Source organism: Collinsella sp. AF18-8LB (genome assembly GCF_003459795.1).
Classification (GTDB): Bacteria; Actinomycetota; Coriobacteriia; order Coriobacteriales; family Coriobacteriaceae; genus Collinsella.
In genome coordinates this window covers 321019-347511 of the sequence record NZ_QRWU01000001.1, presented here as the reverse complement: position 1 = coordinate 347511, position 26493 = coordinate 321019, and the positions used below count along the sequence as shown (strand labels likewise).

The 26493-nt window shown below is 59.3% G+C and carries 27 protein-coding genes and 5 tRNA genes; 10 read left to right on the top strand and 22 right to left on the bottom strand.

The features are described from left to right. The first annotated feature begins 74 nt into the window (after positions 1 to 74). From DWX25_RS01560 to DWX25_RS01535, 6 genes are all read left to right on the top strand, one after another. Positions 75 to 998, top strand: a complete 924-nt coding sequence (locus tag DWX25_RS01560; protein WP_117743087.1) for an ABC transporter permease — start codon at positions 75 to 77, stop codon at positions 996 to 998. Further along, on the top strand, positions 991 to 1785 hold the full coding sequence (locus DWX25_RS01555; RefSeq protein ID WP_117743088.1) for an ABC transporter ATP-binding protein: 795 nt from the start codon (positions 991 to 993) through the stop codon (positions 1783 to 1785). The genes DWX25_RS01560 and DWX25_RS01555 overlap by 8 nt, the downstream gene beginning before the upstream one ends. Before the next feature lie 72 nt (positions 1786 to 1857). Beyond that, positions 1858 to 3888, top strand: a complete 2031-nt coding sequence (locus DWX25_RS01550; protein WP_117798547.1) for a bifunctional UDP-sugar hydrolase/5'-nucleotidase — start codon at positions 1858 to 1860, stop codon at positions 3886 to 3888. A gap of 128 nt (positions 3889 to 4016) precedes the next feature. After that, positions 4017 to 4784 carry a mechanosensitive ion channel family protein gene (locus DWX25_RS01545; protein WP_117734305.1) on the top strand — a complete coding sequence of 256 codons (768 nt, stop codon included), beginning with the start codon at positions 4017 to 4019 and terminating at the stop codon, positions 4782 to 4784. Positions 4785 to 4877: 93 nt separating this feature from the next. Beyond that, positions 4878 to 6794 carry a BMP family ABC transporter substrate-binding protein gene (locus tag DWX25_RS01540; protein WP_117798545.1) on the top strand — a complete coding sequence of 639 codons (1917 nt, stop codon included), beginning with the start codon at positions 4878 to 4880 and terminating at the stop codon, positions 6792 to 6794. Then, entirely contained in the window at positions 6791 to 7501 is a 711-nt protein-coding gene (locus DWX25_RS01535) for a metallophosphoesterase (RefSeq protein WP_117798543.1), read from the top strand. Before DWX25_RS01540 ends, DWX25_RS01535 begins: the two co-directional genes overlap by 4 nt. 49 nt (positions 7502 to 7550) lie before the next feature. Here DWX25_RS01535 and DWX25_RS01530 read toward each other — a convergent pair whose 3' ends face one another. The 13 genes from DWX25_RS01530 to DWX25_RS01470 form a co-directional block, all read right to left on the bottom strand. After that, positions 7551 to 8312 carry an isocitrate/isopropylmalate family dehydrogenase gene (locus tag DWX25_RS01530; protein ID WP_117798541.1) on the bottom strand — a complete coding sequence of 254 codons (762 nt, stop codon included), beginning with the start codon at positions 8310 to 8312 and terminating at the stop codon, positions 7551 to 7553. Positions 8313 to 8418: 106 nt separating this feature from the next. Continuing rightward, complete coding sequence (locus DWX25_RS01525; RefSeq protein ID WP_233505177.1) at positions 8419 to 8658, bottom strand: hypothetical protein; 240 nt, start codon at positions 8656 to 8658, stop codon at positions 8419 to 8421. 435 nt (positions 8659 to 9093) lie between these two features. Continuing rightward, positions 9094 to 9801, bottom strand: coding sequence for a 50S ribosomal protein L1 (gene rplA / locus DWX25_RS01520; RefSeq protein ID WP_117734301.1), 708 nt, complete (start codon positions 9799 to 9801; stop codon positions 9094 to 9096). A gap of 117 nt (positions 9802 to 9918) precedes the next feature. Further along, positions 9919 to 10347, bottom strand: a complete 429-nt coding sequence (rplK, locus tag DWX25_RS01515) for a 50S ribosomal protein L11 (RefSeq protein WP_022093893.1) — start codon at positions 10345 to 10347, stop codon at positions 9919 to 9921. A gap of 120 nt (positions 10348 to 10467) precedes the next feature. After that, positions 10468 to 11004 carry a transcription termination/antitermination protein NusG gene (gene nusG, locus DWX25_RS01510; protein ID WP_099432095.1) on the bottom strand — a complete coding sequence of 179 codons (537 nt, stop codon included), beginning with the start codon at positions 11002 to 11004 and terminating at the stop codon, positions 10468 to 10470. A 3-nt stretch (positions 11005 to 11007) separates the two neighbouring features. After that, positions 11008 to 11346, bottom strand: a complete 339-nt coding sequence (gene secE / locus DWX25_RS01505; protein ID WP_117583102.1) for a preprotein translocase subunit SecE — start codon at positions 11344 to 11346, stop codon at positions 11008 to 11010. Between the two features lie 75 nt (positions 11347 to 11421). Next, positions 11422 to 11497 (bottom strand) — tRNA-Trp (locus DWX25_RS01500). Positions 11498 to 11510: 13 nt separating this feature from the next. Next, a complete protein-coding gene (gene rpmG / locus DWX25_RS01495) occupies positions 11511 to 11660 on the bottom strand; it encodes a 50S ribosomal protein L33 (RefSeq protein ID WP_102372646.1) in 150 nt (49 codons plus the stop codon). A 279-nt stretch (positions 11661 to 11939) separates the two neighbouring features. Further along, positions 11940 to 13130: an elongation factor Tu gene (gene tuf / locus DWX25_RS01490; protein ID WP_089572520.1), complete on the bottom strand. Its 1191-nt coding sequence runs from the start codon at positions 13128 to 13130 to the stop codon at positions 11940 to 11942. A 96-nt stretch (positions 13131 to 13226) separates the two neighbouring features. Beyond that, positions 13227 to 13303, bottom strand: a tRNA-Met gene (locus DWX25_RS01485). Between the two features lie 3 nt (positions 13304 to 13306). Next, a tRNA-Thr gene (locus DWX25_RS01480) sits at positions 13307 to 13382 on the bottom strand. A 10-nt stretch (positions 13383 to 13392) separates the two neighbouring features. Next, positions 13393 to 13474: transfer RNA gene (locus tag DWX25_RS01475), tRNA-Tyr, on the bottom strand. Between the two features lie 568 nt (positions 13475 to 14042). Next, positions 14043 to 14117: transfer RNA gene (locus DWX25_RS01470), tRNA-Thr, on the bottom strand. 223 nt (positions 14118 to 14340) lie between these two features. Between DWX25_RS01470 and DWX25_RS01465 the strand changes: the two genes are divergently transcribed. Next, a complete protein-coding gene (locus DWX25_RS01465) occupies positions 14341 to 15681 on the top strand; it encodes a DNA-binding protein (RefSeq protein WP_117798539.1) in 1341 nt (446 codons plus the stop codon). A 27-nt stretch (positions 15682 to 15708) separates the two neighbouring features. Here DWX25_RS01465 and DWX25_RS01460 read toward each other — a convergent pair whose 3' ends face one another. From DWX25_RS01460 to disA, 6 genes are all read right to left on the bottom strand, one after another. Continuing rightward, positions 15709 to 16386 carry an NYN domain-containing protein gene (locus DWX25_RS01460; protein ID WP_055285223.1) on the bottom strand — a complete coding sequence of 226 codons (678 nt, stop codon included), beginning with the start codon at positions 16384 to 16386 and terminating at the stop codon, positions 15709 to 15711. Positions 16387 to 16389: 3 nt separating this feature from the next. Next, complete coding sequence (rlmB, locus tag DWX25_RS01455) at positions 16390 to 17304, bottom strand: 23S rRNA (guanosine(2251)-2'-O)-methyltransferase RlmB (RefSeq protein WP_117763510.1); 915 nt, start codon at positions 17302 to 17304, stop codon at positions 16390 to 16392. Between the two features lie 143 nt (positions 17305 to 17447). Next, the gene (gene cysS / locus DWX25_RS01450) at positions 17448 to 18914 is read right to left on the bottom strand and encodes a cysteine--tRNA ligase (RefSeq protein ID WP_117743095.1); all 1467 of its coding nucleotides are present in this window, start codon (positions 18912 to 18914) and stop codon (positions 17448 to 17450) included. Positions 18915 to 18917: 3 nt separating this feature from the next. Next, positions 18918 to 19412 carry a 2-C-methyl-D-erythritol 2,4-cyclodiphosphate synthase gene (gene ispF, locus DWX25_RS01445; protein WP_006234975.1) on the bottom strand — a complete coding sequence of 165 codons (495 nt, stop codon included), beginning with the start codon at positions 19410 to 19412 and terminating at the stop codon, positions 18918 to 18920. Then, positions 19402 to 20130 (bottom strand): 2-C-methyl-D-erythritol 4-phosphate cytidylyltransferase, encoded by a 729-nt coding sequence (gene ispD / locus DWX25_RS01440; RefSeq protein ID WP_117629251.1) that lies wholly within the window; start codon positions 20128 to 20130, stop codon positions 19402 to 19404. The genes ispF and ispD overlap by 11 nt, the downstream gene beginning before the upstream one ends. Continuing rightward, the gene (gene disA / locus DWX25_RS01435) at positions 20130 to 21170 is read right to left on the bottom strand and encodes a DNA integrity scanning diadenylate cyclase DisA (RefSeq protein WP_369796797.1); all 1041 of its coding nucleotides are present in this window, start codon (positions 21168 to 21170) and stop codon (positions 20130 to 20132) included. The genes ispD and disA overlap by 1 nt, the downstream gene beginning before the upstream one ends. Positions 21171 to 21418: 248 nt before the next feature. Here disA and DWX25_RS01430 point away from each other — a divergent pair, with 248 nt between their 5' ends. The 3 genes from DWX25_RS01430 (at position 21419) to DWX25_RS01420 (ending at position 23858) form a co-directional block, all read left to right on the top strand. After that, a complete protein-coding gene (locus tag DWX25_RS01430; RefSeq protein ID WP_117798537.1) occupies positions 21419 to 21997 on the top strand; it encodes a manganese efflux pump MntP family protein in 579 nt (192 codons plus the stop codon). Between the two features lie 124 nt (positions 21998 to 22121). Then, complete coding sequence (locus DWX25_RS01425; protein WP_158553132.1) at positions 22122 to 22553, top strand: helix-turn-helix domain-containing protein; 432 nt, start codon at positions 22122 to 22124, stop codon at positions 22551 to 22553. Next, on the top strand, positions 22554 to 23858 hold the full coding sequence (locus tag DWX25_RS01420) for a type II toxin-antitoxin system HipA family toxin (RefSeq protein ID WP_117743098.1): 1305 nt from the start codon (positions 22554 to 22556) through the stop codon (positions 23856 to 23858). 126 nt (positions 23859 to 23984) lie between these two features. On the opposite strand, the gene DWX25_RS01415 is transcribed toward DWX25_RS01420, so the two are convergent. The 3 genes from DWX25_RS01415 to DWX25_RS01405 form a co-directional block, all read right to left on the bottom strand. Then, positions 23985 to 25442 carry an aminoacyl-histidine dipeptidase gene (locus DWX25_RS01415; RefSeq protein WP_117798535.1) on the bottom strand — a complete coding sequence of 486 codons (1458 nt, stop codon included), beginning with the start codon at positions 25440 to 25442 and terminating at the stop codon, positions 23985 to 23987. Between the two features lie 148 nt (positions 25443 to 25590). Then, on the bottom strand, positions 25591 to 26112 hold the full coding sequence (locus tag DWX25_RS01410; RefSeq protein ID WP_117794201.1) for a PIN domain-containing protein: 522 nt from the start codon (positions 26110 to 26112) through the stop codon (positions 25591 to 25593). Then, complete coding sequence (locus DWX25_RS01405; protein WP_117794202.1) at positions 26109 to 26468, bottom strand: type II toxin-antitoxin system RelB/DinJ family antitoxin; 360 nt, start codon at positions 26466 to 26468, stop codon at positions 26109 to 26111. Before DWX25_RS01405 ends, DWX25_RS01410 begins: the two co-directional genes overlap by 4 nt. Between the last annotated feature and the right edge of the window lie 25 nt (positions 26469 to 26493).

Genomic DNA, 26493 nt, shown 5'->3' with positions numbered 1-26493 from the left:
CTGCCGCTCTTATATTCATTGTTACCGCTATTATGGAACATCACGTGTCCACCCTATCCTAGGAGGTATGAAGCATGCTCATTGCATTGCAGGGCGCCGTTTCGCAGGGCGTCCTCTGGGGCATTATGGTGCTTGGCGTGTTTATCACGTTCCGCCTGCTCGACATCCCCGATATGACCTGCGACGGCAGCTTTGCCCTCGGCGGCTGTGTCTGCGCCGTACTCATCGTCAACAATAACGTCGACCCGCTGCTCGCCGTGCTGGCCGGCATGTGCGCCGGCGCCATCGCGGGCGCGGTCACGGGCATTCTGACCACCGTCTTCGAGATTCCCGCGATCCTCGCTGGAATCCTCACCCAAATTAGCCTGTGGTCCGTCAACCTGCGCATCATGGGCAAATCCAACACGCCCATCCTTGCCAAGGGCACCGTGTTCTCGGCCGTCAGCAATATGACCGGTCTGCCGCAGTCCACCGTTGCCATCATCTTGGGCATCCTGCTCGCCGTGGCCATCGTTGCCATCCTGTACTGGTTCTTTGGTACCGAGATCGGCTCCGCGCTGCGCGCCACCGGCAACAACGAGTACATGATCCGCGCCTTGGGCGTTAACACCAACTCCACCAAGATGATCGCTCTCGTGCTCTCCAACGCCCTCATCGGCCTTTCGGGTGCGCTTATCTGCCAGAGCCAAAAGTATGCCGACATTGGCATGGGCACAGGCGCCATCGTTATCGGCCTTGCCGCCATCGTCATCGGCGAAGTGCTCGGTCGCCTGCTGCCCGGCGGACTCACGCAGTTTAGCGTCCGTCTTGCCTCCGCCGTCTTTGGCTCCGTGGTGTACTTCCTTATCCGCGCCATCGTGCTGCAGCTGGGCATGGACGCCAACGACATGAAGCTGCTCTCCGCCGTAATCGTGGCCGTGGCCCTGTGCGTGCCCGTGGTTTGGGAGCGATATAAGCTCCGCAGCTCCTACACGAAGGGAGATGAGGCTGATGCTTAAGCTCTCACACGTCAAGAAGACCTTTAACAAGGGCACCGTCACCGAGAAGCGCGCGCTCACCGGTGTCGACCTCACCCTTAACGACGGCGACTTTGTAACCGTGATTGGCGGCAACGGCGCCGGCAAGTCCACGCTGCTCAACATGATCGCCGGCGTGTATCCGCTCGATTCGGGCGTTATCGAGCTCGACGGCACCGATATCTCGCGCCTGAGCGAGTCGCAGCGCGCCAAGTACCTGGGCCGCGTGTTCCAGGATCCCATGCGCGGCACCGCAGCCGACATGCAGATCGCCGAGAACCTGGCCCTCGCCAAGCGCCGCGGCCAGCATCGCGGTCTTTCGTGGGGCGTCACCAAGGCCGAGAAGGACGAGTACGTTGAGCTGCTCAAGCGTCTGGACCTTGGTCTGGATACGCGCCTCAACGCTAAGGTCGGCCTGCTCTCGGGTGGCCAGCGCCAGGCACTCACCCTGCTGATGGCCACGCTCACCAAGCCGCGCCTGCTGCTGCTCGACGAGCACACGGCGGCCCTCGACCCCAAGACGGCATCGAAGGTGCTCAACCTGACCGAGGAAATCGTCGACGAGAACCACCTGACCACGCTCATGGTCACACACAACATGAACGACGCCATCCGTCTGGGCAACCGTCTGATCATGATGCACGAGGGCCACGTGATCTACGATGTGGCAGGCAACGAGAAAAAGTCGCTCACCGTCGCCGACCTGCTGCAGAAGTTCGAGGAGGTCTCGGGCGGCGAGCTCGCCAACGACCGCATGCTGCTAAGCTAACGACTTAGAAAACCACCACAAAGGGGACAGGCACCTTTGTGGTGGTTTTTGTTAAGGACTAAGGAGACTGCCATGAAAAGATTCGTCCCCTGCCTTGCGTTAACCGCCGCGCTGCTTGCCGGCGTGTTCACTGGCGCACCCAGCCTCGCCCTTGCGAGCGATCTGCCCCAGGCGATCAACGACTCCGTGACCGTCATGCACACCAACGATATCCACGGCAGCTACAAGTACAGCTACAACGCAAGCAAGGGCACCGGCACTGTGGGCTTTGACGGACTGGCAGTCCTCTATAGCGCCCAGGGCAACGCCCCCGATCTTCTGCTCGATGCGGGTGACACCTTCCATGGACAGTCCTTCGCCACCATGAGCGAGGGCAAAAGCATCGCCGAGCTCATGGACACCTTCTATGCCGACGGCTACGACGCGACCACGCCGGGCAACCACGACTGGAGCTACGGCGCGGACAAGCTCCGCGCCATGACCGGCCACAGCACCACCGGTACGCCCTTCGCCATGCTTTGCGCGAATGCAACGTCCTCGAACGGCGTATGGAGCTCGAGCATCACCAAGACGCTCAACCGCACTTGGAAGGACGGCGAGGACAGTTCCACGTTTAACTACAAGATTAAGGTCGGCGTCGTCGGAGCCATGGATGAGTCGCTAGGTTCCTCGCTGCGCGCGGACCTGGTCGCGGGCACCAGCTTCTCGAGTGCCGCGAACGCCATCAATGCCGAGGCGGAGCAGCTGCGCAAGGAGGGCTGCGATGTTGTTGTGTGTATCGCGCACACGCTCGACGCCAAGACCTTTGCCACGCGGCTCCGTGGCGTCGATGCCCTTATCGCAGGCCACGAGCACATCAACCTTAACGAGAAGGTAACGGGAGCCGACGGCAAGACAATCCACGTTGTCGAGGCGGGCAGTGCCTTTGCCGAGGTGGGACTGCTTTCCGTCCCCTACGAGTATGACACCAAGGGCACCGAAAGCACCGACGATGACACGGTGGCGGTATACGCAGGCAAAAGCGACGAGAAGCTCTATACCGCCAAGGACGTAAACGTTCTTTTGACCGACCCCAACAAGGGCTCCACCTATCAGAGCATCCTTGATGAGGTCCACAACAACAAGATCAAGCCGCTCGACGATGCCTTTAGCGCCGCATCGAGCGAGGTGCTCGGCACGAGCTCTACCAATTATTTCTACGGCGAGGATGCCACAGGCACGCATGGTTGGGAAACGGTGCGCACCATCGATTTCCGCCCCAGCAAGGAGAGCGACACCACCAAGGCCCAGACCATCGGACATGTGATCTGCGGCTCTTATCTTGCCCTGACGGACGCGGACCTCGCCATCGAGAACGCGGGCGGCATCCGCGGCGGCATCGCGGCGGGCGATGTGACCGCCGGCAACGTCATCGCTATCTCGCCCTACGGCAACACCGTGGAGACCTGGACCATGACCGGTGCGGACTTCCTGACAGCGCTCGAGCACTCGCTGCAGATCAGCGACGAGTGCAATCACAGCTACGAGCTTCAGCAAGCCTACGTGGCGGCCGGCCACACCGAGCAGGAGGCGCAAGACATGTACAAGTGGCGCGACGACTCCGGCAGTATCCTTTCCTTCGGCGGCATCAACGTGACAATCGATTGGACGCAGTCCGAAGGCAAGCGCATCGTGAGCGCCACGCTCACCAAGGATGGCAGCACGCTCGACCCCGCCAAGACCTATACCGTCGCCACCAACAACTACATCATCACCAACACGACCGACTTCCCCACCTTCGCAAACGCCACCAAGCACACCGAGTGGGGTACCTGCGAGTCAGCACTAAGGGCGCTGATCGGGCAGAACAGCTGGGAGAGCAAGATGGCCTCGCTCGCGGGCACCATCAGCTTTGGCTCCGCCGCCGTGGACCCCACGCCCACACCGGCCCCGGCGCCTGAGCCCTCGCCTCAGACGGATACGACGACCACGAAGGTCATCACCAAGAAGACGACCGGTAAGCTCGCCGCAACGGGAGACCGCACGCTGGCTATGGTCGGCGCATGCCTCATCGGCGGCATCGTCATCATCATTCTCGGCATTATCTGGAAGCGTCGACGCTAAGCTACACCGCCGGGCCTTGCAGCCCCGCCGTGCAAACCTTATATCGAGCACAGAAGCCCGTCAGAATTTGATCGGACGGGCTTCTTGGTGGGTATCATGGTTGGACGATCATGAGGAGGTTTCCCTACATGGAATTGTTTGAGCCAATTCTTCATTTCTTTGCACAACGATGGGTCCACAACATCATCTGGGCCGGCATCTTGGCCATCGGCACCGCCGTTGCCGCCAAAGTCGCGTCCAAGACCCTGCACCACCTGCTTAACCGCGACGATAACCCGCTCCCTTCATCGAGCATCTTCATCAACATCGCGCGCGCCGTCATCTGGATGATCGGCGGCAGCTTTATCCTCGACAACTGTTTTGGCATCAACGCAAACGCACTCGTCGCCGCTCTTGGCGTCGGCGGCATCGCCATCTCGCTCGGCTTTCAGGACACGCTCTCAAACCTTATCGGCGGCATGCAAGTGACGTTTATGGGCATCATCAAGCCCGGCGACAATATCGAGGTCGGCGGCGTATCCGGCGTGGTCCAAGACATCACCTGGCGCCACACGACCATCGAAGATGCCTGTGGACAGACCATCATTGTGCCCAACTCCAACATCTCCAAGAACACACTCGTGCATCTGATGCCCTTTGGGCGCGTGGCCGTGCCCGTTGCCGTAAAGGACACGTCTAAATGGGCTTCCCTTGACGCGCTGGCAGACGAGCTCACGAGCGCAACCAAAACGGCTGTCTCGCCCATCTCGGGCTTTGACAAGGAGCCCTACGTGCTCTTTAGCGAGATCGGCGACTTTGGCATCAAAGGAAAGATTATCTTTATCGTCAGCGACGACAGCACCACTTTCACCGCTGCCGACGCCTGCATTCGTGCCATCGCTCCCCTCATTGCCTAAACCACCACAAAGGGGACAGGCACCTTTGTGGTGGTTTTCATTCGTGGTACCATGGTTCATATCGTTGTTTAAACGACTTAGGGAGTAGACACCATGGGAGAGGCCTATCGTCAAGCACTCAAACGCGGCGAGCAAGGGCGTCGTCGCGCCATCAGCCAAAGCGAGCATCCATACCTTACGGACCTCGATAGCCTGGTTGCTCAGCTCCCCTTAGGTCGGCGAGAGAACGTCGGCCTGCGGGATATTCCGCTCGAAATGGTCGTCGGTACGGTTACCAAGGGCCGTCAGTCCGCCTTTTCGTGCAACTTTATGCCCCTGCTGCCGTTTAGCACCGAGTTCGCCCGCAAGTGGTCCAACCTCTACGACATCCAGGTGACCGAGGGCTATCGCGATCCCGTCATCGTAACCGAGTTCATGCATCGGTTTTACGTCCAAGAGGGCAACAAGCGCGTCAGTGTCCTCAAATTCCTGGACGCCCCAACGGTTTCCGCCAAGGTCACCCGTCTCTACCCCGGCAAATGGGATTCCGTCGAAAGCCGCCTGTACGGTGAGTTCTCTGCGTTTTGGCACGTCTGTCCCCTATACGAGATCGAGTTCTCGCGCGAGGGAAGCTACGAGACGCTCGCCAAGATGCTCGGTCAGAACCTTATCGAAAAATGGCCGCAGAAAAAGGTCGACTACCTGCGCCACACCTTCCTGCTCTTTAAGCGCGCCTACCTTCGCGCAGGTGGCGACCATCTGGACATTACGCCCGCCGACGCCATGCTCGTCTACCTCAATGTGTACAACCAGGACCGCCTGCTGGATACGCCGACGGATATCGTCGTTAACCGCCTGTGCAAGATTTGGCGCGAGCTGGTCATTGCCGGCAAAAGTGACGAGGACAAGGTCGATCTTGTCGAAGCCCCTCAACCCAACGAGAAAGAGTCGCCCGCCAAGTCCACCTCCGGCGTGCTCAACTTCTTTATGGGCAAGACCGTCTACTCGGCCGCCAACCCCCTGCGCATCGCCTTTATCCACGAATTCCCCTGTGCGACATCGAGCTGGGACAGCCTGCACGATCAAGGGCGTCAATATCTTGACGAGCACTTTGGCGGCATCGTGCGCACCGAGGCGTTCGAGAACTGCCACGATCCGGACGTGTTCTACGCCGCCGTGGAAACGGCTGTCAAACATGGAGCAAACGTCATCTTCTCGACCTCGCACCGCCTGATGGAATACACGCTCAGGGCTGCCGTCGAGTATCCTCAGGTGCGATTCCTCAACTGCTCTATCGGCCTTCCCCACCAAAGCGTCCGTTCGTACTTTGGCAAGATGTATGAGGCCAAATTTCTCTTGGGCGCCCTTGCCGCCAGCATGGCGGACAACCACCGCATCGGTTACCACGCGTCGGTCTTCGCCTCGGGCGCGCTCAGCGAGATCAACGCCTTTGCGATTGGCGCTTCACTGCTCGACCCCCGTGCGCAAATTATCCTGACCTGGGGCGATGTGCCCGCCGGAGGCCTTGCCGAGGCCATGTGCCGCGAAGGTGTGAGCGTCATGACCGGCGCCGACATGTCAAAGTCACTCGAAGACCCCACGGCATACGGACTCCACCGTCTGGTCGATGGCAAGGCTGTCGGCATTGCCATGCCGGTATGGAACTGGGGCCGATACTACGAGCTTATCGTGCGAAGCCTGCTGCATGGCACCTGGGATGAGACCAGTGACGACAGCCAGGTTCGCGCCGTCAACTACTGGTACGGCATGAGCTCAGGTGTTATCGACATCCGTTATGCTCCGGGCCTACCCTACCAGACGCGCAAGCTTGTTCAGCTACTCCGCAATGGCATCGTCGAGGGCTCCATCAATCCATTTGGCGGCGAGCTCCATAGCCAAGACGGCGTGGTACAGATTGAGGGCTTTCCCCCACTGCCGAGCACGCAGATTGTCGAGATGAATTGGCTGGCGGACAACGTGGTGGGCACCATTCCGCAGCTCGACGATGAGCCGGGGGTTACCGCCCTATGAAGATCCTTGCCATAGCAGATACCGAAGAACGATGCCTTTGGGAGTGCTTTCGCAAGGAGCGCTTTGAGGGTGTCGACCTGATTCTGTCTGCCGGCGACCTGGACCCGGACTATCTTGAGTTTTTGGTCACGGTCATCAACAAACCGCTCATCTACGTCCGCGGCAACCACGATGACCGCTACGCACGTCATGCACCGGGCGGCTGCATCTGTGTCGAAGACACCGTGTACGTGTATCGCGGCGTTCGCATTGCGGGGCTTGGCGGCTCCATGCGCTACCGAGATGGCGCCAACATGTACACCGAGCGCGAGATGGCCAAGCGCGTGCGCAAGCTGTCCCACAAAGTGAGGATGGTCGGCGGCTGCGACATCTTGCTCACCCATGCGCCCGCCGCCGGCGTGGGCGATCTGGATGATCTACCGCATCGAGGATTCGAATGCTTTAACACGGCACTCGAATCCTGGAATCCCGACTACATGGTGCACGGGCATGTGCACCAAAGCTACGGTTGCAATTTTCAGCGCGAGCGTCAGCACGCATGCGGGACAACGATCATCAACGCCTGCGGCTATACGCAGTTTGAACTCGACGAGACGCGCTACCCCATCCGTGGCTGGCAAGCAGCCTGGCTCAATTCGCAAACCATGCGCCGCGAGCTCAAGCGCCATGAGGCCATCGAGTCCTCGACCGCCAGAACCCCCTGGTAACCACCACAAAGGGGACAGGCACCTTTGTGGTGGTTCCGGACTCTCGACGCTACAGGGCAGCGATGACCTTATCGCCCATCTGAGCGGTGCCGAGGATCTTATCGGCAGGGGTGTTGGCGTCGGCGATGTCGCGGGTACGCCAGCCCTCGTCGAGCACATGGGCCACGGCATTTTCGACTAAGACGGCCTGCTCGCCCATGTCGAGCGCGTACGTGAGCAGCATTGCCGCCGACAGGATCTGTGCGAGCGGATTGGCAATACCGAGCCCTGCGATATCGGGCGCGCTGCCAGCGCTCGGCTCGAACAGCGAAACGCCGTCGCCCAGCGAAGCAGAGGCGAGCATGCCGAGCGAGCCCGTAATCTGTGCAGCATCGTCGGAGAGAATGTCGCCGAACATGTTCTCCGTAACTACGACGTCAAAGTCGCCCGGTCGGTTGATGAGCTGCATAGCGGTGTTATCGACGAGCAGGTCTTCGAGCTGCACATCGGGGCACTCTTCATCATGCACGCGATGCACGACCTTGCGCCACATGCGGCTCGTCTCCAGCACGTTGCGCTTATCCACACTCGTCACGTCACCGCGACGCTTGCGGGCCGCTTCGAACGTTTGACGGGCAATGCGCTCCACCTCGAACTCGCGGTACTCCATCACATCGACCGCACGCTGGCCCGCAGCGCCATTAGCGCCCGCGCCGTCCTCGTCGTAGAAACGATCGTGCTTGCCAAAGTAAATGCCGCCGGTAAGCTCGCGGCGTGGGGCCGCCGGATCGGTCGAATCCCACTTAGGGCCACCGACTGATGCTAGCCTCATCCTCGGTCATATGGAGCTTATCGCGCAGATGGCTGGCTTACCTCAGGCCGGTATGGATACGGGGCCTCTGAGCCGTCTTGAGGGCTTCTGCGGCCACTTCGATATCCTAGTCGACCGCACGGGTGAGACTCCATACCGTGCACCGGTCGCCCGCGATCTTGCCAATCTCCTGCACCGAGCGAAAATCGCCGGGGCTCGAGATGGGAAAGCCCGCCTCGATCACATCGACGTTCATACGCACCAGCTGACGTGCGATAACGATTTTTCCCTCAGTATTCATGCTGACGCCGGGAGGCTGCTCCCCGTCGCGCAGCGTAGTGTCAAAGATTGCGATTTTGCGACTCATGATTTCCTCCTGATAGGCCTGAGATACAGATGGCTTTCAGGAGAGATGGAGTGCCCCAAGATAGAAAAATACCCGTGTCGCTCATCACGCCCAAAAGCAGCGGACGATAGCGCACCCGGGTACAACTCATCGTTATAGCGAGATTGCAACCCTAGCGCGCTATCCCATCTAGTAGCGCTAGGCCTAGGAGCTGCTGCGTGTTATAGAACATGCCTGGCTCCTTTCAGCCTCGGGTATTCACTACATCGCGCTAAAGTGCAACACAGTCGAAACGACGTGCAATGGGGATTTTGGAGCAACCGAGGCAAAGCCACCACGAAGGTGCCTGTCCCCTTTGTGGTGGTTTTGCCCCGAGATAGCAAAGAACCCGGTCCTGCACGAGGCAGAACTGGGTTCCTTTAGCAATGTTTGCTTTGCTGAGGCAGTAACTAGCAGTTACTCAGCCAGGAAGTCACGCTGGACAGCGGGATCGACCTTGACGCCAGGGCCCATGGTGGAAGACACGGAGATGGACTTGACGTACTTGCCCTTAGCAGAAGAGGGCTTGACGCGCAGGATCTCGGTGTACAGGGCAGCGTAGTTCTCGACGAGCTGCTGCTCAGAGAAGGACTTCTTGCCCAGGGGCACGTGGCAGATGCCGTAGCGGTCGGCGCGGTACTCAACGCGGCCAGCCTTGAGCTCGGAGACCATCTTGGCGACGTCCATGGTCACGGTGCCGAGTTTGGGGTTCGGCATGAGGCCACGGGGACCAAGGATCTTACCGATGCGGCCAACCTTGGCCATCATGTTCGGCGTAGCAATAGCGGCGTCGAAGTTGATCTCGCCCTTCTGGATCTGGGCGACGAGCTCGTCGGAACCGATGATGTCGGCGCCGGCAGCCTCGGCCTCGCGGGCCTTCTCGCCCTCGGCGAAGACGGCAACACGAACGGTCTTGCCGGTGCCGTGGGGCAGGGAGATGGAACCACGGATGTTCTGGTCAGCCTTACGAGTATCGATGCCCAGACGGAAGTGGGCCTCGATGGTCTCGTCGAACTTGGCGGTGTCGAGCTCCTTGATGAGCTTGGCAGCCTGAAGGGGGGTGTAGAGCGTGGCGCGGTCGATCTTCTCGGCAGCGGCGTTATAGCTCTTACCATGCTTAGCCATGTGCATTACCTCCTGTGGTTAAACGGGCGTGAGCCCTCCCACATCGTATCGTGTGCCCTATTGCACACATATAACGGGCGCCCCGGTCGGAACACCCGTCATTACCTAAAGAAATCGCTACTCAGCGATGGTGACGCCCATGGAGCGGGCGGTACCGGCGATGATCTTCTTGGCGGCGTCAATGTCGTTGGCATTGAGGTCCGGCATCTTGATCTCGGCGATCTTGGTGAGCTGCTCCTGGGAAAGCTGACCAACCTTGTCGGCCTGGGGCTTAGCGGAACCAGACTTGAGGTTCAGCTCCTTCTTGATGAGGTGAGCCGCCGGCGGGGTCTTGGTGATGAAGGAGAAGGACTTATCCTCGTAGACAGAGATCTCAACGGGGATGATGTCGCCCTTCTTGTCCTGCGTCTCGGCGTTAAAGGCCTGGCAGAACTGCATGATGTTCACGCCAGCAGCGCCCAGGGCAGGACCGACGGGAGGAGCGGGGTTAGCGGCACCAGCAGGAATCTGGAGCTTAATGACGTTGGCAACCTTCTTCTCAGCCATGGTCATTCCTTTCGAATCACGAGTGTGAAGTACTTGCTATATCGTAAGCACGCACGTGTTAGAAGCACTCCTGAGATGAGCAGTCACAGAAGAAGCACGCTCGCGCGAACGGACGAAAACTTAAGCGATGACAGCGACCTGGTTAAAGTCGAGCTCGACCGGCGTCTCGCGGCCAAAGATCATCAGCGTGACCTTGAGCTTGCCAGCCTCGGTGTTAACCTCGGAGACTTTGCCATCAAAGTCGGTAAGCGGGCCATCGGTGACGCGGACGGACGTGCCGACCTCAATATCAACCGAGGTACGCTTGGGCGAATCGCCCTTACCGGGACGACGAGTCATCTTGTTGTACTCGTCGCGGGAAAGCGGAGCGGGCTTACCGTTACCGCCCAGGAAACCGGTGACGCCAGGCGTGTTACGAACGCACGTCCATGCATCGTCATCCATCTCCATGCGGACCAGAACATAACCCGGGAAAATCTTGGAATCCTTGGTCTCACGCTTGCCACCCTCTTTAATCTCAGTGACGCGCTCCATAGGAATCTCGATATCAAAGATACGGTCCTGCATGCCCATAGTCTCGATGCGATGCTCGAGATCAGACTTAACGCGGTTCTCGTATCCAGAGTAAGTGTGAACGACGTACCAACGCTTAGACATGGTTTAGCCCCTCAATCCAGAAAACAGAGCAAGAGCCTCGCCAAAGCCAGCATCGAGCAGAGCGATGACGACGCCGACGACGATCAGAGAAGCGCAAACGACGACCGAGTAGTTCACGAGCTCCTTCTTATCGGGCCACGTGACGCGCTTCATCTCGGACTTGACCGAAGCGAAATACTTCTTGGTGCGGGCGAAGAAACCAGGCTTCTCGTTCTTCTTGGACTTCGCAGCCTTCTCGTTCTTCTTGGCAACGGCCTTCTTGGCCTCAACCTTGGAGTTGGCGGCAGCGTTGTTGGCGGGTGCCGGCTGCTGAGCCTTCTTCTTGTTCTTCTTGTTGGCCATTTGGGTTACCTCCGCGCAATGCGCTTATACATGAGTAAACCGTAAGCCCCCAATGGGAGCTTACGGAATAATGACTGGCACGCCAGGAAGGACTCGAACCCTCAACACTCGGTTTTGGAGACCGATGCTCTACCAATTGAACTACTGGCGTATGTGACTAGAGACTAGCGGGTCTCTTTGTGCAGCGTGTGGTGACGGCACCAGGGGCAATACTTCTTGATCTCCATACGATCAGGCATGTTCGCCTTGTTCTTGGTGGTCGTATAGTTGCGGCGCTTGCACTCAGTGCACGCAAGAGTAACTAGAGTACGCATGTATCCTGAACCTTTCATTTCCGCCCCGTACGGGCACGAGATGGTACTTTATCAGCTCTACGTAAGGGCTGTCAACGAAAACCTCGAGTCAATTGGTTCTCGGTGGATCCATTCATATTTGGAACACATCAATGAAGCCAGCGAGAGCTAATCGACGGTGTACCCAGGACCATTATCGATCCTCTCGACACCAGCAACGACTCAATGTCCATTGCAGAAAAGAACCCGGCACCCATATAAGTGCCGGGTTCTCTAAGTCAGCTATATCAGAGAGCTAATTTACTCAATGATCGTGGAGACGATGCCCGAACCGACGGTGTGGCCACCCTCGCGGATAGCGAAGCGCAGGCCCTCCTCCATGGCGATCGGGTGGATGAGGTCGCCCTCGATGGTGATGTGGTCACCAGGCATAGCCATCTCGGTGCCCTCGGGAAGCTTGACCGTACCGGTAACGTCGGTGGTACGGAAGTAGAACTGAGGACGATAACCATCGAAGAACGGGGTGTGACGGCCGCCCTCCTCCTTGGTCAGAACGTAGATCTCGCCGGTGAACTTGGTGTGCGGGGTAACCGAACCGGGCTTGCAGAGAACCTGGCCGCGCTCGATGTCCTCGCGCTTGATGCCGCGGAGCAGCAGACCGACGTTGTCGCCAGCCTCGCAGAAGTCCATGGACTTACGGAACATCTCGATACCGGTAACGACGGTGTTCTGGGTGTCCTTGATGCCGACGATCTCGACGGGCTCGTTGAGCTTGAGCTCACCGCGCTCGACACGGCCGGTAGCAACGGTACCACGGCCGGAGATGGTCATAACGTCCTCAACGGCCATCAGGAAGGGGAGGTCGTTGTTACGAGCAGGCGTCGGGATGTACTCGTCGACGGCATTCATGAGCTCGCGGATAGCGTCCATCCACTTGGCGTCGCCCTCGAGAGCGCCCAGAGCGGAACCACGGATGACGGGGATGTCGTCGCCGGGGAAATCGTACTCGGAGAGGAGCTCACGGGTCTCCATCTCGACGAGGTCGATGAGCTCGTCATCGTCAACCATGTCGCACTTGTTCAGGAAGACGACGATGTAGGGAACGCCGACCTGACGGGCGAGCAGGATGTGCTCGCGGGTCTGAGCCATGGGGCCGTCGGTAGCGGCGATGACCAGGATAGCGCCGTCCATCTGAGCAGCACCGGAGATCATGTTCTTGACGTAGTCAGCGTGGCCCGGGCAGTCAACGTGAGCGTAGTGACGGGAAGCGGTCTCGTACTCAACGTGGGAGACGGAGATCGTAATGCCGCGCTCGCGCTCCTCGGGAGCCTTGTCGATGTTCTCGAACGCAGTGAAGTCAGCCTTGCAGCCCTCGGTCTCGGAGAGAACCTTGGTGATGGCAGCGGTCAGCGTGGTCTTGCCGTGGTCGACGTGACCAATGGTGCCGATGTTAACATGCGGCTTAGTGCGCTCAAACTTCTCTTTGGCCATAAAGCCCTCCTCTTAACAGGTCGTCCCCGGACGGGACTTTGCCTTTATACCATAGTGGCCTCTCAACATACTATTGAGAAGCCACCGTGTTACCTATGGTAGCGGTGACTGGATTCGAACCAGTGACGCCACGGGTATGAACCGTGTGCTCTAACCAACTGAGCTACACCGCCGGATGGAGCCTGCAACCAGACTTGAACTGGTGACCTCTTCGTTACCAACGAAGTGCTCTACCGACTGAGCTATACAGGCACTTGACGGGTGGGAGCTATAGGATTCGAACCTATGTAGGCAGAGCCAACGGGTTTACAGCCCGTCCCCATTAACCACTCGGGCAAACTCCCAATCGTTCAAGTATCCGCAGGTTCTTTGGTCTTTTGGACCGCCGCCCCCGCGAACGAAAAAGATAATACGATGCCACCTTGGGGGCTGTCAACGAAAACCTCTAGATACACGGTGCCGGGCGTATCTATATACCTGTGACCTGCGATTTTGTTGAATATGGATATGAAGAACGGTGGTTTTGGATACTGAGGCGACATTTCCCGAGGCGACACTTTGGTGTAGTGGAGTGCACCTTCAGGATCGAACTTCGATAACGACTTATTTGCACCTATATATAGGTCGAGATCGCGCTTCTCTGGCTTGACCGAGCGTGGATGACTGGAGCCGGTCCGGCCTTTGTCTCGATCTGTAACATCTAGAGAACATTTTCTCCCCTATCTGTTACAGATTGAGATATTACGCAGAGACCCCAGCTCACGTCTCATTCTGTAACAGTTAGAAACGATTAAACCGTCTTGGTGTTACAGATTGAGACTAATTGGGGGACGAGACGGACGCTTTGCCCGATACTTATCAACAAAAAAGAAACGGGCCCTGTCCCACAAGGAACAGAGCCCGAAACTCTCATGGAGCCAGTGACAGGAATCGAACCCGCAACCCACTGATTACAAATCAGTTGCGCTACCGTTGCGCCACACTGGCACACTTGGCGCTTTCGCGCGAAGCCTGTTAAGAATAATGGAATTGCGGACGGGGCGCAACAGGCCGCACGGCGATATACAAATATGCAAAATCCAGCAACAGCGCATACCAGGCCCGTTCATTTCTGTCAGTGCGCCCTCAATCTTAAAACCATTCGCCAGAACGAATAGTTTTAATTACAATTGGCTATATAAAACTATTCGTTTTGGCGAAGGGTTTCGCGATGTTGACTACAAAGGAAGCAGCCGAGCTGCTCGGCATCACCCCGCGCAGGGTGCAGGAGCTCATTAAGAACGGCGCGTTGACCGCCCGCAAGGCTTCTGGCGTGTGGCTTATCGACAAAGACAGCGTAGACACGCGACTCCGCTCCGCAACCAAAAGAGGGGGACGGCCTCGTCGCGGGCATGGGAAAAGCGAAATCGCATTTACCCTCATGAACCGCACGCACGAAGTAGCCCAGCTGGTCTACAGCAGATCACGGAAAGACTTCACCCACATCGGCGCCGACGTCGATCGTGCCCACGCCCCTATTGGAGTTTTTGCTCCCAGCAAACCCGTATCGCTCGACTCCTTCCGCATCTGGTGGCGCGGCCGCGGTATCCCGCTCGCACGCATTGGGCTAACCTCCCTGCTTGCAGAAGCCGCAGTCGATGTTCCCGATGAACTCGTACAGCGAAATCTCGGCATCTCCCTATCCGACCAGTATTGGATTAGACCCCAAGATTCCGGTCTCGCCTGGGAGGATATCAACTTCTTCAATAACGCCTTTGATGACGTCTCGCTGTCCATTGCGCCCTTTGCCCCAGAGGGAAAAGCGGCTGCCGCAAAGCCCGATAACACCTCGGACGGCAATCTTCAAAAGTACTGGACGTGCGAGGGCGGGCGTCGAATTCTGCATAAGGCAGGAGCGCACCTGAACCAAGAACCTTATAACGAGCTGGTGGCGACCGCGCTCCACCGGCGCATCCTAAACGCCTGCGATTATGTGCCTTACTCGCTCGAGGGCACGGGCACTTCCGCCATGAGCATATGCGATGTCTTCTTAACTGATGAAGAAGAGTATGTCCCTGCGTTCTATGTAAACCAGCACGCAAACGCAGATGAACGGCTAACCGACTACGAGCGATATGTAGCAAACTGCGAGGAGCTCGGGGTGACAGGCGTTAAGGATGCCCTTGACCGCATGATCGTGTGCGACGACATCATCGCCAACTACGATCGTCATTGGCGCAACTTCGGCCTCGTGCGAAACGTCAACTCACTAGTCTGCAGGCCAGCCCCCATCTTCGATTCGGGCTCATCGCTCTGGTGCAACATTTCTCTTGAGGAGCTTAGGGCGGGAGAGCACAGTTTTACCAGCGCGCAGTTTCATTCAAGCCCCGCCAAACAAATGCTGCTCGTCGAGGACATGGGCTGGTTCGATGGAGACAAACTCAAAGGCTTTGTCGACGAGGCAATCGAGATTCTGTCTAAAAACGATGCCCTAGCAGCGAGACTGCCTTATCTAAAAGAGGCGCTAACGTGGCGCCTCGAAAGAATGATCGACATCGCTGAATGGAGTTAGCAAAGCAGCATTGCCCCGCCAGCTCCCCTACCGTCCGCGCAACGCCTTGAGCTTGGCCAGGGCCTCGGGGCTCAGGCGGCTACCCAGGGTCATCTTGATCTGCGGAGCTTCCTCTGCCTCGTGAACATCGTTATCGATCTGTTTGATCTCGTCCACCAGCATGCGGCTCGAGATGCGCGTAACGCCCTTGCCCATGACAACGGCCTGGATCGTGCCGTCGCTCGACACCACGGAGCACGCGCGGCCTTCCTCGCGCGCCTCGATGCAGAGCTTCTGCACCACGGTATCGGCAGAGACGCCCGTCGGCGAGAACTCGATACGCACGCCGCGGGCCGGCAGGTTGGGGCGCTCGCTGGAGATATTGCCCGCACCGTCGAACACGATCACGGCCTCGTAGCGGCCCTGGGCAAACGCGGCAACGTCGTTGATGAGCGCCGTGCGCGCCATATCGTGGACGTCGCTGGAATACGGATCATCGGAATGGTCGTAGACGAGCTTTTCGTAGCGCGGCGTGCAGTGAATCACGTTGTAGCCGTCGACCACCAGCAGCTCGGGCTTATTGGAGTGCACCGTCGAGACCGGATCGGCGATGGCCTGCGCAAACGCATTGCCGCCCACGCCATAGGTTGCGGCCGAAACAATCGGCTTGGCCGAGCCTTCGCCAAAGCGCTTGGCCTTGGACTTGGCGCGGTTCTTCTTGGACATGCGCTACTCCTCCCCCATGAGCTCACCGGCGTTGCGGCGCAGCCACTCAAAGCACAGCGCGGTGGTCGCCTGGGCCACATTGAGGCTCTCGGTCATACCGCGCTGGGGGAGCTTGGTCAAAAAGTCGCACTTCTCGAGCACCAGGCGCGAGATGCCGTCACCCTCCGAACCCATGACAAGTGCCACGCGGCCCTCGAAGGGAGCGTCCCAGCAGCTGCCCTCGGCGTGCTCGGAGGCACCGCCCACCCAAAAGCCGGCGGCCTTAAGATCGTCGAGCGCACGGGCGATGTTGGGCACTTGCGCGATAGACAGATGCATAACGGCGCCGGCTGAAGTCTTGTAGCTGCCCACGGTCACGCCGGCGGCGCGCTTGTTGGCGATGATGACGCCGGCAGCGCCCACAACCTCGGCGGAACGCACGATGGCACCAAAGTTGCCGTCGTCAGTCACATGGTCGAGCACGACGACGAGCGCCGGTCCGTCACCCGCGCGGTCGAGGATGTCGGCGACATCGGCGTAAGGGAAGTTGCCAACCTCGAGCGCGATGCCCTGGTGAGCGCCGTGGCTCGACAGTGCGTCGAGCTGCGCGCGCGGCACATACTTAATGCGGACGCCCGCAGCGTTGAGGTCGTCGACCAGGCGCGACAAGGCGGCATCGCGCTCCCCGCCCTCGGCAATGAGCGCGCACTTGATGGGAAAACCGGTGCGCAGCGCCTCAGCAGCAGCACGGCGACCCTCGATGAACTCACCCTTGGGAGCCTGGACAGCGTCGCGGTTGCGATCGCGCTGCGGACGTGCGGCCTGGGCGCGATCGCGCTGGCCCTTGGGAGCGGCAGTGCGGTCATTGCGGCGAATCGGACGCGAGACAGAAGCAGCCTGCTTGCCGCCACGAGACGCACGCTTGCGATTGTCGGCCATAAAACGGCCTCCTTAAATAGATAACGAACAAGAATCGACCGTCCGAGCCACGGCACCTTGCCTTTCAATCGTCGGGCATGACCACCAGGTCTATGCCCTCCTCTCTCAAGGCAATCTGCCGCACCTCGAACGGTCGACAAATACTAGAGACTCTTAATACGAGTGCCCGCGGCAGTATCCTCGATCGTCAGCCCGAGGTCCTTGAGCTGGTCACGGATGGCGTCGGCCAGATCCCAGTTCTTGTCGGCGCGGGCCTCGGCGCGGGCCTCGAGAATCTTGGCAGCGGCCTCGTCCACGTCGTCGCCCGTGTAGGCGACCAAGCCGGCGGCAACGCCTAGCAGACCCAGCGGCAGCTCGACCTTGGGCTCGGGGAGCTCAACGCCAAACGTATCGAGCAGCTCGACCAGCGTATCGGCGGCGGCCAGGGCAGCGGTCTTGTCGGCAGCGTCGCCCGCTTGCTCCAGGTACTGGTTGCACTCGGTCACAAAGCCAAAGACGGCACCCATGGCGCCGGCGGTGTTAAAGTCGTCGTCCATGCACTCCTTAAAGGTGGCGCGGGTCTCGGCGGCCTTGGCGGCAAACGCCTCGGATGCTGCCTCATCGGCATCGGCCGTCGCATGGTTCGCGGCCCAGCGCAGGTTCTCGACCGTACCGGCGATACGCGTGAGCGAGTTTTCGGCACCCTCCAGGCGCTCCCAAGAAAAGTCGAGCGGCGAGCGATAGCTCGTCTGCAACATCAGCAGGCGCAGAGCGGCAGCGGAGTGCTGCTCGAGGACCTCGGCCAGCGTAAAGAAGTTGCCGAGCGACTTGGACATCTTCTCGCCGTCTACCAGCAGCATGCCTGTGTGCATCCAGGTGTTGGAGAAGCCCTGGTGCCAGGCGCAGGTGGCCTGGGCGCACTCGTTCTCGTGATGCGGGAAGGCAAGGTCGGAGCCGCCGCCGTGGATGTCGATCGGAGTGCCCAGGTAGCGATGCACCATGGCGGCGCACTCGGTGTGCCAACCAGGACGGCCCTCGCCCCAAGGGCTCGGCCAGCTGGGCTCGCCGGGCTTGGCGGCCTTCCACAGGGCAAAGTCGAGCGGGTCGTTCTTGTCCTCGTTCTCCTCGATGCGCGCGCCAACCATAAGGTCATCGATGTTGCGGCCCGAGACCTGACCGTAGCTGGGATCGCTGCGCACGGCAAAGTACACATCGCCGTTATCGGCTGCGTAGGCATGGCCCTGCTCGATGAGCGTCTTGATCATGGCGATCATGGGGCCGATCTCCTTGGTGGCGCGGGGGCGCACATCGGGATCGAGCACGTTGGCGGCACGCATGACGCCGATGAACTTGTCGGAGAACTCCGTCGCGACCTCGACAGCCGTACGGCCCTGCTCGTTGGCGCGCTTGATGATTTTGTCGTCGACATCGGTGAGGTTCTGGGCGAACGTGACCTCGTAGCCGCTCGCGATGAGCCAGCGACGAATCACGTCAAAGCTGATGAACGTGCGGGCATTGCCGATGTGGATGTTGTCGTAGACCGTGGGGCCGCACACATACATGCGGACCTTGCCGGACTCGATGGGCTTGAACTCTTCCTTTTTATGGGTAGCGCTGTTGTAGATACGCATTCGTTACTCCTTAACGGTTTTCTGTAGCAGGCAGACGGCCCAGGCGCCGATTCCCTCGCCTTGGCCTTCCCAACCGAGCTTTTCGGTCGTAGTGGCGGCGACGCCCACGTTTTCGACGTCAACGCCCAGGGCATGGGCAAGGTTGGCGCGCATGGCATCGCGGTGCGGGGTGATCTTAGGTTGTTGACAGGCAATGGTGCAATCGGCATCGACAAACTCAAAGCCCAGCTCGCGCGCATAGTCCATCACGCGAGCGAGCAGCACCATCGAATCGGCACCCTCGTAGGCGGGATCGGTGTCGGGGAATAGCTTGCCGATGTCTCCCCCGCGGCAGGCTCCCAGAATGGCGTCTGCCAGCGCGTGTGCAAGCACATCGGCATCCGAGTGGCCCAGCAGGCCGCGCTCGTAGGGGATGTCGACCCCGCCGATGATACATCGACGCCCCTCCACCAAACGGTGGACGTCGTAGCCGTGGCCAATGCGCAGGTTACTGAACATGGGGAAGGTCCTCTCCCTCGGCCATGCGGCCAAGCAGAATCGCGGTTACGGGACGCAGGTCCTCGGGCACCGTCACCTTAAGGTTATCGCGCGGGCTCTGGACACAGCGGACGCGCCCGCCCATGCGCTCGACCAGCGAAGAATCGTCGGTCCCGATAAAGCCCTCGGCGATAGCTGCGGTGTGGGCGCGCTTCATGGCGTCGACGCTAAAGATCTGCGGTGTCTGCGCGGCCCAGTAGAGCTCACGCGGCGGCGTCTCGACGATATTGTCGCCGTCGACGATCTTGAGCGTGTCGATCGCGGGCTGACCGCATACGACACCGTCGAGCGAGCGGTCGCCCACAAGCACGTCGATCGCATGATCGATGGCCTCGGTCGTGATGAGCGGACGGGCGCCGTCGTGGATGGCGACATATTCGAAACCCGCCGGAACCGCATGCACGCCGGCACGGGTGGAATCCTGACGGGTATCGCCGGCATCGGCGAAGCTGATGGGCGTGTCATAGTCAAACGGATCGATGGCCAGGCGGCGCATCTCGGCGCGGCGCTCGGCAGGGCACACCACCACGATGTGGCCGACCTTGTCGCTACGATCGAACGCGCGGATGGACCAGCTCATGAGCGGACGGCCCGCCACGTTAACGAGCTGCTTGCCGCCGGGATTTCCAAAGCGCTGGCCGCTGCCGCCGGCAACGACCACGGCGCATACGGGCGCCATTATGCGTTCCCCTGTTTGGTGCCCTTCATGCGGTACAGCGAGTCCGCAAGAATGGCAGGGTTGTTGACGCCAAAGTCGCCCAGGCGCTCCGGGTCCTCGCTGATGTCGTCCATGAGCTCCTGCAGCGAGCCATACTCGTCGACGATCTTCTCTGCCACGCCGTCGCGCACGACGGACACGCGCGAAAGCGTGCGCAGGCCCAGCGGCGTCATGACGGAATCCTCGTCCAGGTCGTCATAGCCCAGAACTGCCGCCACGTGCTGCGGGTCGGACAGGTCCTTAGGCGTCATGCGGCTCAGCTCGGCGCGGATCTTCTCGGCGTTGGCCTCAGAGGAATCGCTTGCGTAGTCGCGGATCATCAAGTCGTATTCGGTATCCATGCTGGAGCCCGCGAGCTGCTCGAGCTGCATCTGCACGAGCTTGCCCTGGTTGCCCAGCTTGACGATGCAATCCTTAAGCTCGGTCTTTGCCTGCTGCATGATCTCGAAGCTCGAGAAGATGCCGGTGATGTCGGCGAGCGTGACGTAGTCGTCGAGCTCAAGGGCCGTCAGGCGCAGCAAGGAGCGGTCGAGCGACTGACGGGTGGTCTGAAGCGTGGCGACGAGCTGGTTGACCGAGCTCATGATGGTGGTGACGGGCTGGATCTCGTAACTCTTGCCGTGGACGTACACGTTGACGACGGCACGACGGGCCGAGACCGAGATCACGATGGCATCGGTGAGCACCGACATGCGAGCGGCAGTACGGTGACGCATGCCCGTCTCACTCGTGGCGAGCGAGGGATCGGGATTGAGATGGAAGTTGGCGCGCAGAATCTGGGTGAGGTCGCCGTCGATAACGATGGCGCCGTCCATCTTGGAGAGTTCGAACAGACGGTTCGAGGTGAACGAAATGTTGAGCGGGAAGCCGTCGTTGCCGGCGGCGAGCACGTTTTCAGTATCGCCGACGCAAATGAGGGCACCAAGGTGACCGGCGATGATCATATCGAGGGCGGTGCGGATCGGCTGGCCAGGTGCCGTCAGGCGAATAGCCTGTTCCATACGCTTTTGCAGCTCGTTCTTATCCAAGGCATCGCTCCCATCGTATACGCTCCATAAACGCTAAATAGTTTCTCACGGTTTGTCCCCGCGGCGCTCGCGAAATCCGATGCTTACAGAATGAGCGAACACAGCTTAGGTAACTCATTTGGGACGGGGCTCCTTTGACTGCTCATGTGATAGCATTGGGTCTCATATAAATGAGGGAGTAGTCGCGTAATCGGGTTCGCCCGCAGAGATGGAGCCAGACTATGGGACTCGCAGAGCTCGTGTTGCTCGCCGTTGGCCTTTCGATGGACGCCTTTGCCGTATCCATCTGCAAGGGTCTCGGCATGAAAAAGATCAACCTTAAGGTCGCCGTGGTGCTCGGCCTGTTCTTTGGCGGTTTTCAGGCCGGCATGCCCGTAATCGGATGGGCGCTTGGCAGTCAATTCATGGGCATCATCGGCCCCATCGACCACTGGATCGCCTTTATCCTGCTCGCCTTCATTGGCGGCAAAATGCTGTGGGAGGCATTTACCGAGGACGAGGATGAAGGCGACGGCAAGGATGCCGAAAAGATTGACCTGGGCGAGTACCTGATCCTCGCCATCGCCACCTCAATCGACGCCCTAGCCGTAGGCATCTCATTTGCCGCGCTCTCGGTCGACATCATGCCCGCCTTGTCGCTCATCGGCATCACGACCTTTATCTTCTCCGTCGCCGGCGTAGCGATCGGCCACACCTTTGGCGCGCGCTACGAAAAGCCTGCCACCATCGTGGGTGGCGTCGTGCTCATCTTCATCGGGCTTAAGATCTTGCTTGAGCATCTGGGGATTCTCGCGATATAAAAAACGCCTCTCATAAGCTCAACGTCAATGTAGAGGTCTCATGCAGAGTTTTACATAATGCCTTTTCGTGCAGACTTTTGCATGTCATACTGATATGCAAAAGTCTGCATGTTAGGAGATCGCCGTGGATACCTTTCCCATCACCACACCGCGCCAAGCTGGCATCTACGTGCGCCAGGCACGCGAGGCTCAGGGTCTCACCCGTGCCGCCCTCGCCAAAAAGGCCGGTGTTTCGGAGCGCCTGCTCGCATCGCTCGAGCTGGGCGACGCCACTGGCATTCGACTCGACAAGCTGCTGACCGTCTTTAACGCACTCGGCATAAGTCTCTTTGTGCAAAGCGATAACGACCCAATCGCATCACCCTTTAAACATCCGACGACGATAGCGGACCTCCCTATCGCGAACTCGAATGCCCTGCCCAAGCCAAGTGTAGGCAGACGACCCGCCCGACAAGGAACGCCATCTTCCTATGGTGCCTTGCTGGCCCAAATCGCAGCCGAGCAAGGCCTTTCCGACACTTCAGACCTCTCCTTTGGCTGTAAGGTTGTGAAATAAATGGCAGAGATGGAGCTTGCGACCCTCATTTGTGGCGAAATCGCAGGCACTCTCCGGCAAGACGAGCATGGACTCTGCAGCTTTGTATACGCCCCAACCTATCGCGGAGCACCGCTATCGCTAACAATGCCGCTTTCCAATCGCACGTATGGCCATAACATCGTCCGCCCGTTCCTATTTGGCCTTTTGCCCGACAGTCAAGAGCAGCGTCGCGCTATTGCCGCCGAGCATGACGTTGCATCCAACAACCCCGTCGCCCTCTTGTGCCATATCGGTCTTGACTGCGCGGGGGCCGTTCAGTTTTGTCGAACCGATCAATTAGACGCCGTCCGTGGCAGGGTCTCCGCATACCGCCCGCTTACCAATTCTCAAATCGCTCATAAGCTCAAAGCAATTCGCGATGACGAAAGAGAGACATGGATGGGCTCCAACGAAAGCTGGTCCCTGGGCGGCAATCAAGGCAAATTTGCACTGGCTTGGCATGATGGCCAATGGTGCGAATGTCTAGGGTCATCCCCCACTACCCATATCTTCAAAAATGGTGTCGTTGGGTTCAAACATCAGGCCTTAAACGAATTCGTCTGCATGAAAACGGCTCGGCGTGTTGGCATTCCAACTGCCGACGTCTCCTATTGCACATTTGAAGACGAAGCCGCGCTCGTCGTTGAACGGTACGACAGAATGGTCAATAGCAGCGGAAATATCGAAAGGCTGCATCAGGAGGACTTTTGCCAGGCGCTCGGTGTATTGCCAAGCCAGAAATACACCGCCGACGGAGGACCAACCACACGAGACATCCAAGAACGACTGATTAAAACAGTCCCCCACCACATGAATCTTGTGCTTTTTACCTATATGTTGTTCTATAACGCCATTATCGGAGCGCCTAACGCACACGCTAAAAACTACTCGCTCGTCCTTGGCAAAGGCACAAACGCGGCGCTCGCACCCATGTACGATGTCGCATCGGGCTTGGCGTATGAGAGCATGCGACGTCGGGCACGCCTTGCTATGAGCGTTGGCGGCGAAAATCGTGTGGGGCGCATCGGTCCAGGTGCTATCCGCCGATACCACGGTATGGGCGACCCCGCGCTGGAGACGGCGCTCACCGATGCCGGGCTATCTGAGAAGTTTTGCTTTGCGACCATGATGGACCTCGCCTACGAGGTACCCATTTGCATGGAAGAGGTCATGGACGAATACGCCGACCTGCCCGGCATGGCGGACCTGCGCGAGCATATGCTCGGCCCCGTCCGCGAAAACTGCCAGCGCACCCTCGACCTCATCAAGGCGGATATTGGCTAGACGCCCGCAATTTCCCATTTCCCAAAAGAAGAGAGGGGGCACCCGTCGCAAAAGCTCGGGTGCCCCCTCTCGTAATGTCATTTGCAATCCGCTAGCACGTGGCTCGGGCTGCTGCTAGCGCAACCCTTACGCGGCAAGGCGCTTGAGGACGTCGATGAGCAGCTCGTAGAAGCGCTCGGCAGAAGCGAGCTCCATGCTCTCGTCCGGGGTGTGGACATCGGAGAGCGTCGGGCCCACGGCGATGGCGTCCAGGCCGTGCAGGGCATCGGCAAACAGGCCGCACTCAAGGCCGGCATGAATGGACTCGATGCGCAGCTCGGAGCCAAAGAGCTCGCGATAGCTCTCGACAAAGACGTCGCGGACCGGCGAATGCTCGGCATAGCTCCAGCCGGGATACTCGAACTCGAACTTGGCGTCGAAGCCCAGGATATCGGCGAGCGTCTGCAGACGATCCTTAAACTCGTTTTGCAACGAGGTGATCGAGGAGCGCGGAGACAGCATGATCTTGACCTCGTCGTCAGAAGTGGCAACCACACCGATATTGGAGGAAACCTCGACGGAGCCGTCGGTGGCGACGTTGCGGCGAATCACGCCGTTAGGGGCAAGGCGCAGGGCGCGGATGAGGGCAAGCGCGGACTTCTCGTCCATGGCCTCGACCTCAGCGTCGTCGGCGATCTCGACAGTGCAGGTAAAGCCGGGGTCGAAGACCTCGAGCTCGGCGGTAACGTCGGCGATGATGCCACGGGCGATCTGGGCCGAGGTCTCGGCGGCAGCGTGGTCGGCATAGACCAGAACAGCCTTGCACTCACGGTTGATGGCGTTGTCCTTGGTGCCGCCGTTAAAGCTAACGATGGCAGGCTCGCCGGCAACCATCAGGCGGTCGATGATGCGGGCCATGATGAGGTTGCCGTTGCCGCGCTCCAGGTGGATATCGCTGCCGGAGTGGCCGCCCAGCAGGCCGGAGATGTCGAGCGTGAGGGTGCTACCGGTCTTGTGCTCGCGCACGATCGGGCAGGTGTAGGTAACGACGACACCGCCGGCGCAGCTGACGGTAGCAACGCCCTCTTCCTCGGAGTCAAGGTTAATCATGGTGCGGGCGCTAATCTGGGACTTGTCGAGCGTCTCGGCGCCGACCAGGCCAGTCTCCTCGTCGGTGGTGAATACGCACTCGAGGGCGGGGTGAACGATCGAATCGTCATTGAGAACAGTGAGCATCAGAGCGACGGCAATACCGTTGTCGGCGCCCAGAGTGGTGCCGTTAGCGGTGAGGACGCCGTCCTTGACGACCAGGTCGATACCATCAGTCGTAAAGTCGTGCTCAACGGAGCCCAGCTTGTCGCACACCATATCGATGTGGCCCTGCAGCATCACGGTCGGGGCATTCTCGGCGCCGGCAGATGCGGGCTTGCGAATGATGACGTTGTAGACCTCGTCCTGATACACATCGAGACCGCGCTCCTTGGCAAACGCGACCAGGAAATCGCTGATGCCCTTCTCGTTGCCAGACCCACGGGGGATCGCGCTGACCTCCTCAAAGAAATGGAACAGCTGGGCGGGCTCGTAGCCGGTAATCTTGTAGTCCATGGTGCCTCCTTGGCGCAACTGGTTAGACAGTAAGACATGCGACTTGTATATTCCCAGACTTTGCGTGCATAAACCAGTCGAAAACGCCGAGCGCCCTCGCATCATCGGCTAACGGCGAGGAAACGCCACTTTATCAAGATAAAGCAGGTTAGACGGGCCGTGCCGAAGGGACGTTGGACCCTTCAACCAGCCTCAACGCCTGTTGAACGTTAATGCATACACCATTGGTATGTTTAATAAGATTCTTGTCCTCCGTCACGACGTAATCGGCATCAATGCGATTGGCGACGCCCAGCATCAGGTCGTCCTCGAAGTCGTTGTGATGATACTTGAACACAAAGGAGTCGAAGACCTCGTCTGCACCGACCGGCGCGATGAGGGCGAGCTCGCGCATCTGCCGAACGCATGCCCAGGCCGTTTCGTCCGCCGCCGCAATGGCGTTATCGCTCAGCGAACCATTCTTCCTTCGGCACTCCCTCTTAATCGCCGCCGAGACAAGATACGAGACATCTTTGACCGAAAGAGACGAGGCAAACAGGGCAATCTGCTCCGAGACATCGGCAATCTCGAATAGACGGGCGACATCCGCTGTCCGGTCCGACCTTCCAGAAAAGTAATCCATCCATACGTTGGTGTCGATGAGCAACTTGAGAATGCCGTCTGCACTCATAGCTCCACCCACTCGGGATAGCGCTCCGCCATTGCTTCCTCATAGAGGTCATCGTAGTCACCCGAGAGGTCGGGAACAGGGATGCCGTATTTGAGGCACGCATCGCGCACGATGTGGCTGCCCTGCGTAACCCTTGATTCCACCGACGCAGTCGCTGGCACGTTAGAGCTCGGTGCCGCAACCCCCGATCTCGAGGGCATGCATCCGTTGACGACCAGATATTCCCAAAGTGTCCGCACCGCTTGAGACGGCGTCATGCCGATATGCGCCAGCACGGCGTCCCCAGCCTCTTTGAGTTGGCGATCCATGCGCACATTCATCTGGACCGGCCGTGAGTCGAGTACCGATATAGGCATACTAGCTCCTTCTGCTATACATATT

Coding starts and splice junctions, on each gene's coding strand:
- secE (WP_117583102.1), bottom strand. CDS start 11,346: ATGGCCAACAAGAAGAACAAGAAGAAGGCTCAGCAGCCGGCACCCGCC.
- DWX25_RS01545 (WP_117734305.1), top strand. CDS start 4,017: ATGGAATTGTTTGAGCCAATTCTTCATTTCTTTGCACAACGATGGGTC.
- DWX25_RS01420 (WP_117743098.1), top strand. CDS start 22,554: ATGGCAGAGATGGAGCTTGCGACCCTCATTTGTGGCGAAATCGCAGGC.
- cysS (WP_117743095.1), bottom strand. CDS start 18,914: ATGCGTATCTACAACAGCGCTACCCATAAAAAGGAAGAGTTCAAGCCC.
- DWX25_RS01540 (WP_117798545.1), top strand. CDS start 4,878: ATGGGAGAGGCCTATCGTCAAGCACTCAAACGCGGCGAGCAAGGGCGT.
- tuf (WP_089572520.1), bottom strand. CDS start 13,130: ATGGCCAAAGAGAAGTTTGAGCGCACTAAGCCGCATGTTAACATCGGC.
- DWX25_RS01405 (WP_117794202.1), bottom strand. CDS start 26,468: ATGCCTATATCGGTACTCGACTCACGGCCGGTCCAGATGAATGTGCGC.
- DWX25_RS01535 (WP_117798543.1), top strand. CDS start 6,791: ATGAAGATCCTTGCCATAGCAGATACCGAAGAACGATGCCTTTGGGAG.
- rplA (WP_117734301.1), bottom strand. CDS start 9,801: ATGGCTAAGCATGGTAAGAGCTATAACGCCGCTGCCGAGAAGATCGAC.
- DWX25_RS01415 (WP_117798535.1), bottom strand. CDS start 25,442: ATGGACTACAAGATTACCGGCTACGAGCCCGCCCAGCTGTTCCATTTC.
- rpmG (WP_102372646.1), bottom strand. CDS start 11,660: ATGCGTACTCTAGTTACTCTTGCGTGCACTGAGTGCAAGCGCCGCAAC.
- rlmB (WP_117763510.1), bottom strand. CDS start 17,304: ATGGCCGACAATCGCAAGCGTGCGTCTCGTGGCGGCAAGCAGGCTGCT.
- DWX25_RS01560 (WP_117743087.1), top strand. CDS start 75: ATGCTCATTGCATTGCAGGGCGCCGTTTCGCAGGGCGTCCTCTGGGGC.
- DWX25_RS01525 (WP_233505177.1), bottom strand. CDS start 8,658: ATGAGTCGCAAAATCGCAATCTTTGACACTACGCTGCGCGACGGGGAG.
- DWX25_RS01530 (WP_117798541.1), bottom strand. CDS start 8,312: ATGAGGCTAGCATCAGTCGGTGGCCCTAAGTGGGATTCGACCGATCCG.
- rplK (WP_022093893.1), bottom strand. CDS start 10,347: ATGGCTGAGAAGAAGGTTGCCAACGTCATTAAGCTCCAGATTCCTGCT.
- nusG (WP_099432095.1), bottom strand. CDS start 11,004: ATGTCTAAGCGTTGGTACGTCGTTCACACTTACTCTGGATACGAGAAC.
- ispF (WP_006234975.1), bottom strand. CDS start 19,412: ATGTTCAGTAACCTGCGCATTGGCCACGGCTACGACGTCCACCGTTTG.
- DWX25_RS01555 (WP_117743088.1), top strand. CDS start 991: ATGCTTAAGCTCTCACACGTCAAGAAGACCTTTAACAAGGGCACCGTC.
- ispD (WP_117629251.1), bottom strand. CDS start 20,130: ATGGCGCCCGTATGCGCCGTGGTCGTTGCCGGCGGCAGCGGCCAGCGC.
- DWX25_RS01550 (WP_117798547.1), top strand. CDS start 1,858: ATGAAAAGATTCGTCCCCTGCCTTGCGTTAACCGCCGCGCTGCTTGCC.
- DWX25_RS01430 (WP_117798537.1), top strand. CDS start 21,419: ATGGGACTCGCAGAGCTCGTGTTGCTCGCCGTTGGCCTTTCGATGGAC.
- disA (WP_369796797.1), bottom strand. CDS start 21,170: ATGGAACAGGCTATTCGCCTGACGGCACCTGGCCAGCCGATCCGCACC.
- DWX25_RS01465 (WP_117798539.1), top strand. CDS start 14,341: ATGTTGACTACAAAGGAAGCAGCCGAGCTGCTCGGCATCACCCCGCGC.
- DWX25_RS01460 (WP_055285223.1), bottom strand. CDS start 16,386: ATGTCCAAGAAGAACCGCGCCAAGTCCAAGGCCAAGCGCTTTGGCGAA.
- DWX25_RS01410 (WP_117794201.1), bottom strand. CDS start 26,112: ATGAGTGCAGACGGCATTCTCAAGTTGCTCATCGACACCAACGTATGG.